This is a genomic window from Actinomadura gamaensis (genome assembly GCF_042652125.1).
GTDB classification, from domain to species: domain Bacteria; phylum Actinomycetota; class Actinomycetes; order Streptosporangiales; family Streptosporangiaceae; genus Spirillospora; species Spirillospora gamaensis.
This window is the reverse complement of the sequence record NZ_JBHSIT010000012.1, coordinates 272446-281593: the sequence shown is the minus strand read 5'-3', so window position 1 is coordinate 281593 and position 9148 is coordinate 272446. Positions and strand designations below refer to the sequence as shown.

The 9148-nt window shown below is 72.5% G+C and carries 16 protein-coding genes; all 16 read right to left on the bottom strand.

Features of this window, described 5'->3' with window-relative positions:
* Window positions 1-361 precede the first annotated feature (361 nt).
* The gene (locus tag ACFPCY_RS35050) at window positions 362-1204 is read right to left on the bottom strand and encodes a hypothetical protein (RefSeq protein ID WP_378262594.1); all 843 of its coding nucleotides are present in this window, start codon (window positions 1202-1204) and stop codon (window positions 362-364) included.
* Complete coding sequence (locus tag ACFPCY_RS35045; protein ID WP_378262592.1) at window positions 1201-1380, bottom strand: hypothetical protein; 180 nt, start codon at window positions 1378-1380, stop codon at window positions 1201-1203. Before ACFPCY_RS35045 ends, ACFPCY_RS35050 begins: the two co-directional genes overlap by 4 nt.
* A complete protein-coding gene (locus ACFPCY_RS35040) occupies window positions 1377-1643 on the bottom strand; it encodes a hypothetical protein (protein ID WP_378262590.1) in 267 nt (88 codons plus the stop codon). Before ACFPCY_RS35040 ends, ACFPCY_RS35045 begins: the two co-directional genes overlap by 4 nt.
* Window positions 1640-2590, bottom strand: coding sequence for a hypothetical protein (locus tag ACFPCY_RS35035; protein WP_378262588.1), 951 nt, complete (start codon window positions 2588-2590; stop codon window positions 1640-1642). The genes ACFPCY_RS35040 and ACFPCY_RS35035 overlap by 4 nt, the downstream gene beginning before the upstream one ends.
* Window positions 2591-2604: 14 nt before the next feature.
* Window positions 2605-2808, bottom strand: coding sequence for a hypothetical protein (locus tag ACFPCY_RS35030; RefSeq protein WP_378262586.1), 204 nt, complete (start codon window positions 2806-2808; stop codon window positions 2605-2607).
* Window positions 2809-2810: 2 nt separating this feature from the next.
* The gene (locus tag ACFPCY_RS35025) at window positions 2811-3659 is read right to left on the bottom strand and encodes a DUF2303 family protein (RefSeq protein WP_378262584.1); all 849 of its coding nucleotides are present in this window, start codon (window positions 3657-3659) and stop codon (window positions 2811-2813) included.
* Window positions 3656-4030 (bottom strand): hypothetical protein, encoded by a 375-nt coding sequence (locus ACFPCY_RS35020; RefSeq protein ID WP_378262582.1) that lies wholly within the window; start codon window positions 4028-4030, stop codon window positions 3656-3658. Before ACFPCY_RS35020 ends, ACFPCY_RS35025 begins: the two co-directional genes overlap by 4 nt.
* Window positions 4027-4413 carry a helix-turn-helix domain-containing protein gene (locus tag ACFPCY_RS35015; protein WP_378262580.1) on the bottom strand — a complete coding sequence of 129 codons (387 nt, stop codon included), beginning with the start codon at window positions 4411-4413 and terminating at the stop codon, window positions 4027-4029. The genes ACFPCY_RS35020 and ACFPCY_RS35015 overlap by 4 nt, the downstream gene beginning before the upstream one ends.
* 14 nt (window positions 4414-4427) lie before the next feature.
* Complete coding sequence (locus tag ACFPCY_RS35010; RefSeq protein ID WP_378262578.1) at window positions 4428-5015, bottom strand: hypothetical protein; 588 nt, start codon at window positions 5013-5015, stop codon at window positions 4428-4430.
* Window positions 5012-5389, bottom strand: coding sequence for a hypothetical protein (locus ACFPCY_RS35005; RefSeq protein WP_378262576.1), 378 nt, complete (start codon window positions 5387-5389; stop codon window positions 5012-5014). The genes ACFPCY_RS35010 and ACFPCY_RS35005 overlap by 4 nt, the downstream gene beginning before the upstream one ends.
* Entirely contained in the window at window positions 5379-5903 is a 525-nt protein-coding gene (locus ACFPCY_RS35000; RefSeq protein ID WP_378262574.1) for a hypothetical protein, read from the bottom strand. The genes ACFPCY_RS35005 and ACFPCY_RS35000 overlap by 11 nt, the downstream gene beginning before the upstream one ends.
* The gene (locus ACFPCY_RS34995) at window positions 5896-6693 is read right to left on the bottom strand and encodes a hypothetical protein (protein WP_378262572.1); all 798 of its coding nucleotides are present in this window, start codon (window positions 6691-6693) and stop codon (window positions 5896-5898) included. Before ACFPCY_RS34995 ends, ACFPCY_RS35000 begins: the two co-directional genes overlap by 8 nt.
* Before the next feature lie 161 nt (window positions 6694-6854).
* Window positions 6855-7745: a hypothetical protein gene (locus ACFPCY_RS34990; RefSeq protein WP_378262570.1), complete on the bottom strand. Its 891-nt coding sequence runs from the start codon at window positions 7743-7745 to the stop codon at window positions 6855-6857.
* Complete coding sequence (locus tag ACFPCY_RS34985; protein ID WP_378262568.1) at window positions 7742-8599, bottom strand: PD-(D/E)XK nuclease-like domain-containing protein; 858 nt, start codon at window positions 8597-8599, stop codon at window positions 7742-7744. Before ACFPCY_RS34985 ends, ACFPCY_RS34990 begins: the two co-directional genes overlap by 4 nt.
* The gene (locus ACFPCY_RS34980) at window positions 8596-8892 is read right to left on the bottom strand and encodes a hypothetical protein (protein ID WP_378262566.1); all 297 of its coding nucleotides are present in this window, start codon (window positions 8890-8892) and stop codon (window positions 8596-8598) included. The genes ACFPCY_RS34985 and ACFPCY_RS34980 overlap by 4 nt, the downstream gene beginning before the upstream one ends.
* Window positions 8892-9116, bottom strand: a complete 225-nt coding sequence (locus tag ACFPCY_RS34975; protein ID WP_378262563.1) for a helix-turn-helix domain-containing protein — start codon at window positions 9114-9116, stop codon at window positions 8892-8894. Before ACFPCY_RS34975 ends, ACFPCY_RS34980 begins: the two co-directional genes overlap by 1 nt.
* Window positions 9117-9148 lie beyond the last annotated feature (32 nt).

Genomic DNA, 9148 nt, shown 5'->3' with positions numbered 1-9148 from the left:
CGTCTGGTGCTGCGAACGGATCCGGCGCATCCCGCGCTGGGGCGGGGCAGATGGTGACGGCGATGAAGCCGTCGCGATAGCATCGCGGGCAACCACGGGGACTCTCACCAGTCTTCTGTGGCCAGACCCTCAGACGGCGTTGGCGCGCCTCTGGGGGTCGTTTCGTTTTGGGGTTGTGTCGCAGACGATACACCCACCGGCCGACCGCGAAGCAAGCCCGCCACGACGCGAACCCCGAACGGCTTCGCCGGGTAGGTGGGTTCTTTCACCCGAAGTACTTTCCAGAGACCTCGCGTTGCGCCGAGGCCCGGATGCACCGGATCGCGGTCGGCCACGACCCGGTGCGAACTGCCCCGACGACCTACGCCGAACGCTCCGCGCGGCGAGCTGCTGCGGCGGCGACCGCGTCGGCGACGTCGCCGAGCCGGTACAGCGGCCGACCCCGGGCGTCGCGGCCGTGCGGGACGAGTTGCCCGCGGTGGGCGTAGCCGCGGATCATCTCCGGGGTGACCTCGTGGCCCAGGCCGGTGAGGGCGCGGGCGAGGTCGGCGGCGGTCGCGAGGGTGTCCTCGGCTGCGGCCAGCAGCCGCTCGCGCCGCCATCGGACGTCCCAGCGGGTGTCGCAGGCCGGGCAGGTCACGGTCGCGGCGTTCGGCCGGGCGTACAGGTCGGCCTCGCAGTCGGAGCCGTCGAGGTCGGCACCGCACTGCCCGACGTACCGCCGGTCGGCGGGACGGTCCACGACGCGCTGAGCGGCCCACACAGCCGCCATGATCTCGTCCCGCAACTCCTCAGCTTCGGGATGCCGCACGAGATGATCTACGCGCGCCTGGAACCACCAGGCCATGCCCGGCAGTGTCCGGCCGGGGGCGCGGTAGCGGCACGAGGGGTGCGCGCAGTCGGCGCAGACCGGTCCGGGGTCTCGGCGCGGCAGGACGGGCAGCAGCTCGTCGACCCACGCGGCCAGCGTCGAGCGGAGCACCTCGCGCGCCTCGGTGGCGTGCGGCGCATACGGCAACGGCGTCTCGGCCGGGCGAGGGCCGCGGCTGCCAATGCGGGTCTGCCGCGCGAGCACCAGGTCGAGCTGGCGGTCGAGCCAGGGCACCGAGGCGAGCGCGCGGGCGAGGTCGGCGGCGCACGCGCCGCAGATGGTCGCGCCGCGGGTCGGGCGTCCGCAGCCGGTGACCGGGCACGGGATGCTCACCGTGGGGTTCCTCCGTAGGTGGGTTGGCTGGTGAGGTGCCACCAGCCGCGGGGGCACTGGTAGACGCGGACGGGATGGCGCCCGACCGCGACGGAGTCGATGAACCGCAGGGCTCGCCGGGCGGTGCGCTCGGTGGCGTAGCGCTTCTTGCCGCAGCAGAAGGACAGGCCGGTCACGGGTAGCTCTCGGTGTGGACGGGGCGCCCGGTGTTGCGGGACGGCCGCGGCAGGTCGGGCAGTTCGCGCCGCAGCCGGCGCAGGCTCTTGGACCGGTCGGCCAGGTGCCGGTGCACCTCCGGGCGGCAGTTGGGGCAGGGCGCGGCGTAGGGGGTGCCGTCGTCGCGGGTGCGGTCGAGCCAGCCGTCCACGCAGCCGACATGGGTGCAGCGGCAGACGGTCGGCCAGGGGCACAGCAGGTGCGGGGCGTCGTCGTCGGTCACGGCTCGTCCTTCGGGTCGTTCGTGCGGGCGGCGGCGAGGGCCTGGCGGACGGCGGTCGCGCCGCGGCTGGTGATGTCGTCCTGGTCGGGTCCGGGTTCGCGGTCGAGCAGGCCGTTGCGGACGGGCGGCGGCTCATACGGCGGGGGCAGCTCGTCGTCGGGCACGCCGGCGGCGGGGGTGTGGCCGGGTGGCGGGGTGTCCATGACGGCGGCGACGATGTCGGCCAGGTCGCCCTCGGCCATGGCGGTGAGGTAGGGGACGAGGTGGTCGATCGGTCGGGGCGCGCGAGCCTGGACGGCTTCCAGAACCTGTGACGCTTCGTGGTCGGTCAGGCGGTAGCGGTCTCGGAGCCAGCGGGCGGCGTTGTGCGCACGCGCGCGCGGACTGATCCTTTCCTTTCCCTTCCTTTCCTTTCCTTTCCCCACGGGAGCCGTCCGGGAGGATTCCGGGAGCGTTCCGGGAGGACTCCCGGACGTGCTTTCTTCCCGGTTGTCCGGTTCTGGGAGCGGTTCGGATGCTCCCTGTGGATAACTGTCCCCAGGGTTGTCCACAGGGGGATCGTTACTTTCTGTGTTCGATTTGGGAGTGGCGCGGGCGGGCGGGCAGCTGTCCGTGGTGGGCGGCGGCGGGAGCTTGGACGTGGTCGGCTTGCTGATCTTCTGGTGTTCGTGCCAGCCGACGACCGCCAGGAACCGGCGTCCGGCGACCTCGTATCGGAGGATCCGGCCGTGCTCGGCGAGGACGGCCAGGTCGTCCTCGACGTCCTGCAGTGACACCGGGTCCAGCGGCCACAGCGCCGCCTTGATGAGCTTCACGTTGTCCTTGGCGCGGCCCTGGTCGTCGCAGTGCGTCCAGAGACCGATCCACGTCAGGCGCGCGCGCAATGGCAGCGCCGCGACGTCCTCGGATGCGAAGAACCCCGGTTTGATCGCGCGGATGCGGGGCAAGGTGCGGCTCCAGATCAAAAGAGGGTGGGTGCGGACAGGTCGGCGGTGCCCGCTTCGGGGGCGAGGAGTTCGGCGGTGACCGGGCCGCCGGCGCCGCGTGTCCACTGCAGGGCGCTGGAACGGTCCCGCTCGCAGGCGAGGATCGCGCGGTAACCGTGCGGGCCCCGGCCCTCGTACAAGACGACGGCCGGGGCGTAGCAGCGGGCGCAGCAGGCCACGGTCAGCCGGCCGGACGGCCGCGCATGACCTTGGCGCCGGTGGTCTCCTCGACCTTGGCCACGACGGTCTTGACGGCGTCGCGGATGATGTCCTCGGGCCGGTCGAGGATGGCCATCAGCCGCAGCTTCCCGCCCTCGATGCGGTACCGGAGACGGGCGTCGATTTTGTAGGGGTCGCAGTCGTCGAACGGACTGAGGGCCAGCGCGAACGTCCGGGGAATGGCCAGGTCGCCCTTCGCGCCACCGCTGGCGTCGGTGGTCTCCTCGTACTTCAGCCGGATATCACCGGAGGACGAGACGACGCCGGAGGAGAACGCGACCCGGGTGCGCGCCTGGAAGGTCTGCGCGATCTCCAGCATCTGCGCGGCCGGGACCGGGGCCGGGGCGATGTCGAGCAGGTTGTCCTCCAGGAACTCGGCGAACTCCACCTGGGGGATGAGGCGGCGGTTGATCGAGGACCACCGGTTCCACGCCTCGGTGGGCGTCAGCTCCAGCACCAGGCGGTGCCCGGCCCAGCGCGGCGCGTCCGGCTCGTCGGCGTCCAGGACGGCGGTGATGAAGCCGCGGTCGAGGTCGGCGTACACCTCCGACGCCTCGTCGGAGTGCTTGGCGTAGAACTGGGCGAACGAGGCGATGTCGCGGACGAGGGTGGTGCCCTGCTTGCGGCGGGGACGCTCGGCGCGGGTCTCGTACTCCTCGGCGTCCAGGTCGACGACGCGGAGACCGGCCGGGGTGTGGAAGACGGCCAGTTCGCCGCCCGCACGGGTGTCGAGCAGCGCGGGGCCGGCGGCCTGCCGCGCCTGCTCGACCAGGGCGTCGTTCTCGGTGCGGGGGTTGTCGAGGTCGCTCATGCCTGCTTCAGGTCCTTGGTCTCGGTGGGGCGGGTGACTTCGCGGAGCGGGAGCGCGATCTGGCGGGGGTCGTCGCGGACGAGGTTGCCGACGTCGTCGGCGAAGAACACGCCGCTGACGGGCTCGGCGGCGGGCAGCTTCAGGTCGGTCTTGGCCTGGACCATCAGCGCCTCGGAATCGCCCTTCATCGGGGCGATCTCGACGGTGAGGGTGAGGCGTCCCTTCTTGCCGCTGTCGCGGACGGCGGTGGTGAGCTGCTGGAGCTGGACACCGGCCTCGTCGATGACGACGGCGCGGCCGAGGTCGCGCAGCACGTCGGCGAACGGCCGGACCTGGATCTCTCCGGTGGTCTGGTCGATGGGGAGGGTCACGGGCGGTTGTCTCCGATCGGGATGAGGGTGAGCCGGTAGCCCAGGGCGTCGGACCACGCGGCGAGGGCGTCGAGCATCGGGGTGCGGGCGCCGGTCTCCCACGCCGAGACGGCGCTGGACCGGTAGGGCATCCGGGCGGCGAGCTGCCGCAGGCTCAGCCCCTGGGCGGCGCGCGCGGCGGTCAGCCGGTTCAGCACCTCGGCCAGGGCGTCGCGGGTGGGCTGAGGCGGCTGGATGTCCTTCATGTGCGCGGCGGCCAGGCGCTCGACCTCGTGCAGCTCGGCTGAGAAGCCGATGAGGTGCTGGGTCTTGCAGGCCGGATGACGGCACAGCGCGAGCCAGGCGCCGCGGACGGACTGGATGACGGGCCAGGTCGCGCTCACGCCGACACCTCCGGCTATGCGACCTTGTCCAGCGCGGCCCGGTGGGTCTGCGGGACGACGACGGGCGGATGGCCGAGGTGATCCAGCCCCATCGCGGCCAAGATGTAGGCGTCGGCTTCGTCGTTGCCGCTGATCGGCACGTCGGGGTAGCGGCGGATCGCGGCGGCCAAGACCTCGTCCTTGCCCGCGTTCCCGCGGCCGGCGGCGTACCGGGCCCGGCTGGTCGGGGCGACCTCGGCGACCGGGATGCCCCGCCCGTGCAGGCGGTCGACGACCAGCCACCACAGACCGGACCGGTCGTGCGCCGAGCCCTGCGACCGCGAGTAGGCGGGCTGCTCGATCACGACCAGGTCCACATCGCGGACCTGAGCGTCGATCTGGTCGGCGAGCTGCCGCAGCCGACCGCAGCGCACGGCCAGCGAATCGGCCTTGCGGCCGGTGCTGGTGACCCGGGTGAGGCGATGGCCGATGGCGATGCCGGTGGAGGTGAGCGACACGTCCAGCCCGATCACGGTCGGGACGCTCGCGCGGCCGGGGTGGTGGACGCTCGCCCCCTCGCCCTCGCACGACGCGGGGGCGAGCGTCTGCTTGTGGTGGGTCACCGGTCACCGCCGACGACGCCGATGCTCGGGGTGGGGTGGCAGGACGGGCACCAGTCGCCGGACGCATCGCAGGTCCAGCCCTCGGTCGCAGCCAGGTGCGCACGGGCGACGCCGAGCCGGGCGGATCGGTCCTGGGACTCGTGCACCAGGTAGTCGCCCAAGACGGTGAAGCCGCAGCCGTCGCAGTAGACGCCGATCTGGGTCGGGTAGTAGCCCGAGACCGGATCGCGGATCAACGCGCTGATCCCCTGCGGCTGCAAGGGTTGCCGGGGTCGGCGCCGTCCGGCGGCGCGGCCGAACGACCAGGCCAGCAGGCCCAGCAGGACCCACGCGAGCGCGATCCACAGCGCGGTGGCGAGCAGGTCAGCGGGCATCGGCGGCCTCCTGCGGGACCGGGCGGCACAGCACGCACTCGGCCGGGCCGTCCTGGTAGCAGGCGATCAGGCAGTGCCAGCAGCCGCGGCCGGGCGCCCCCGGCGCGCCGAGCTGGTGGACCGGCGCGTGCTGGCAGCGCAGGCACAGCCGTCCGGCGGCCAGCTCGACGTCGCGGACCTCCTCCAGCCGCTCGGCGTAGTCGGCAGCGGCCAGCATCTGCGCCGCGTACACCCGGGCGTGCTCGGGCGTGCTGGTGCCTGCGGTGCGACGCACCATGCCCCAGTGCGCGGTCGGGGTGACCAGCAGGGACGGGTCGTAGTCGACGCGCGGGACGACCCACGCGCCGCGCGCGTCCAGCTCGGCCCGCAGCTGGTCGCGCTCGGCCTTGTACGCGTCGCGCTGCCGAATGCTGATCACGGCCTTCGCGCGGGCGGCGTCCAACTCGGCCCGCAGTCGCGCGATCAACTCGCCCGGGCTCTCGCCCGGGTTCTGGCCGAGGACGAGATCAGTCACGGTCGGCCTCCTGGTCGTCGAGCTGGGCCAAGCCCTCGCGGACGCGTTGCAGCAGCGCGGGGTCGGCCGGCGGCCGGGCCGTCCCGTCCGCACGGCGCTCGACCGGCATGGCGTTGCGGACCGGATCGGCGCCGGGCACGCACTCCTGCTGGCCGGTACCGCGGTGGATCCACTGCCAGTGGGAGTTCAGGTCGATGTCGGCCTCGCAGCGGCTGCACACGACCGAGGAGGGGGCCGGTTCGACTTGGTCGGGCGCGGCGGGCGGCTGGGGGGTAGGGGCGTGGACCGACACCGTCACCGGGACGTCGCTGACCAGCGCGGCCACCCACATCCGGGACAGGGTCGGGCTGATCTCGGAGTGGTGGGTCTCGGCGGTCTCCAGGTACTCCCGCCACTTCTCCAGCGCTCGGACGTCCTGGTCGGTGTAGGTGTGGACCAGCACGCCCTCCAGCCCGTTCTCGCTCACCTCCCAGCGGCCGACCTCCGGCAGCCAGGTTCGGCTCGCCAGCAGGCCCAGCACCTCGGCCGTCTGCTGCTGCAGCTCGCGACCGACCAGCGCGACCCGGACGGCTCGGCTGGCAGGCAGGAACCAGGTCCCCGCGGCACCGGTCTGCTCGTCGCGGTAGTCCACGCGCACGTGCGGGCCGTAGTCGATCGGGTCGGCGGTGACCAGCCACTCGCCCGCCTCGTCGGGCTGGTAGGTGCCGAGCCGGTAGTCCGGCCACACCACCACCAGGCTTCCGGCGCCCAGGTCCAACGGCTTGCGGTTGACGCTCGTACGATGGGTCATGGTCGGTGACTCCCTAGTTGTTGACCTGCGCGCCGTCCTGGCTGGACCCCGGGGCGGCGCGACTACGTGAACAGATGGATCAGGTCCGAGCGCGAGCCGCGGCCGGACGGTGTCCGCGTGGGCGCGCAGGACGGCGCGCAGCTTGCGCTCGTGGTCGCTCATCAGCCCGCGCGTCCGCCCTCGGCGGCGGCCTGCGCGGCGGCCTCGGCGTCCGGGTCGACCGCCGCGGCCGGCGGCGACGCGGCGCGGGCGGCGAGGATCTCGGCGGCGGTCGTGGTCGGCGGGGGGAACTCGTCCTCGACGCGGATCTCGCCGCGCTGCAGGCTCTGGAAGATCACGCCGAGCTTGGCGACGTCGTGCCCGTCCCACTGGGCCTTGGACCTGCCGGTGCGGCGCTCCAGCTGCTCGACGGTGACGCCGAGCCGGTCAAAGCCCTGCACGGCCTCGGTGACGCGCTGCACAATCGGCTTGCCGCCGCCGTTGTTCAGCGTCTGCTGGCACAGCTGCTTGGCTTCCTCGGTGAACCACGGCGGCAGGACGGCGAAGATCATTTCTCGGACCCGGCGGGCGCCGTGGTTGCTGTTGTTCTCGTAGATGTCGCGCAGGTCGGTCAGGTCCTTGACGCCTCGCTTGGTGTCGCGCTTGTGCGGGACGACGAACGTCGTGGACACGCGCGCGTTGGTCTGGACGTCCCAGGCCCATGCCTGCATCTCCGACTGGCCGTACTCGTCGTCGCGGCGTAGCTCGATCAGGCCGTACTGGATGTGGCCCCAGCAGCGGGCCAGCTCGCGCGCCAGGTGGACCGACGGCCCCGTCACAACGCCGTCGGCGCGGGGGAAGCGGAAGAACGCGCGCTCGGCCAGGCCGTACTGGGCGCAGGAGTCGATCATCTGCGCGCGGGCGACGGCCGGGTCGCGGGGGAACCGCTGCGCGACCTCGACGGCCGCCAGCACCTCGGCGGCGGCGCGGGACTGCTCGACGGCAGTGCCCTGCCCGATCCGGCTTGGGGACGGCACGGTCGGCATCGGCGCGCGATCGGGAAGGTTGCTCACGCTGTGACCTCCTTGAAGAAGCGGTTCTCGGCCCAGCCCGGTAGGCCGATCAGCGCGACGCCGTCGGCGTAGGCGGGCCAGGTGTCGGTGGCGCGACACTTCGCGTACAGCTCCAGTGCGCGCCGGTTGTGGTGGCGTCCTGCGTCGATCGCGACCTGGTCCAGTTGCACGACCGTCACCAGGTAGGGCCGCTCCTTCTCCTGCGCGACCAGGAAGAACACGACGCGTTCGGCCAGCCCCAGCTCGATCGCGCCGTCCCCGTACCAAGCGCCCTGGGCGTGGTAGCCGTAGGTCGCGACGGCTTTGCTGATCGCGTCCGGGTGCGCCGAGTGCGCGGTCTTGTAGTCGGCCAGGTACATCAGCCCGGACGGCTCGGACGCGGGCAGCCAGTCGACCAGCGCCCGCCGCCATACCTTGGTCGGGCCGTCCTGCCAGATCAGGGTCTGCTCGGCGCGGCCCGTCCCACCGAGCAGCGCCGACGCCAGCTCGTTGGCGCGCAGTGCCTCGGCCATCTCGTGCACGCGGACGAAGTCGTCCGACAGCAGCGGAACTTTGCCCTCGGCGTGCGCGTCCTCTCGCTGCTCCTTGGCTGCCTTGGAACGCCAGTCCGCGGCCTTGACCTCGACCAGCTCGGCACCAACGCCCAGCACCAGCTGATGCGCGGCCGTTCCCAGGTCCAGCGCGGCCGTCGGCGGACGCGGATGGGTGCGCTCGTACTCAAACCGCGCCGGACACGTGGCCAGCAGCTTGCGCGCCCCCGACGAGGACAGCGATCCGCCGACCACCGGGTCGGCGTGGTAAACCTCGGCAGCCAGGTCGTAAACCCCTGGCCTGGAGATCGCGAGATCGGTCACCGCTCGCGGTTCCCTTCGCGCTCTGCGAGGCGGGCGGCCTTCCGCGAGCGGCGGCTGGCTGCCGCGCGGCGGGAGAGCTGCGTCATGTAGACGCGGTGCGCGTTCTTGGCGGCGGCGGCCTGGTCTTGCGGTGCGATCTCTCCCTCCTGCTGGATCTTGTTGAGCCAGTAGGTGTAGGAGGTCGGCGAAGCCGCGTGGGCCTGGGCGGTGCGTTCGGCGCGGATCGGTGTGCGGGCCCAGCTGACATTGGCGGCGAGCCGGGCGGCGGCGGAACGTTCGGCGGGTGTGGCCATCAGTCGGCCCGCCGCTTGAGGAGAACGGGCGGGCACTCGAACACCTCGGCCATGCGCGTCATCAGGGACTCGGAGGCCGATCGGGTGCCCCGTTCGATCTCGGAGATCAGGGACAGCGAGACAGAGCACTGTTCGGCGAGCCGGGTCTTGTTCAGCCCAGCTTGCTCTCGGAGGTAGGTGACCGCCTGGGGCTCGTGAGCCAGGCGTTTCGGAACGCGGCGCATAGTGCGAAGCTAGTGCGAAGCGCTTCGCGCCT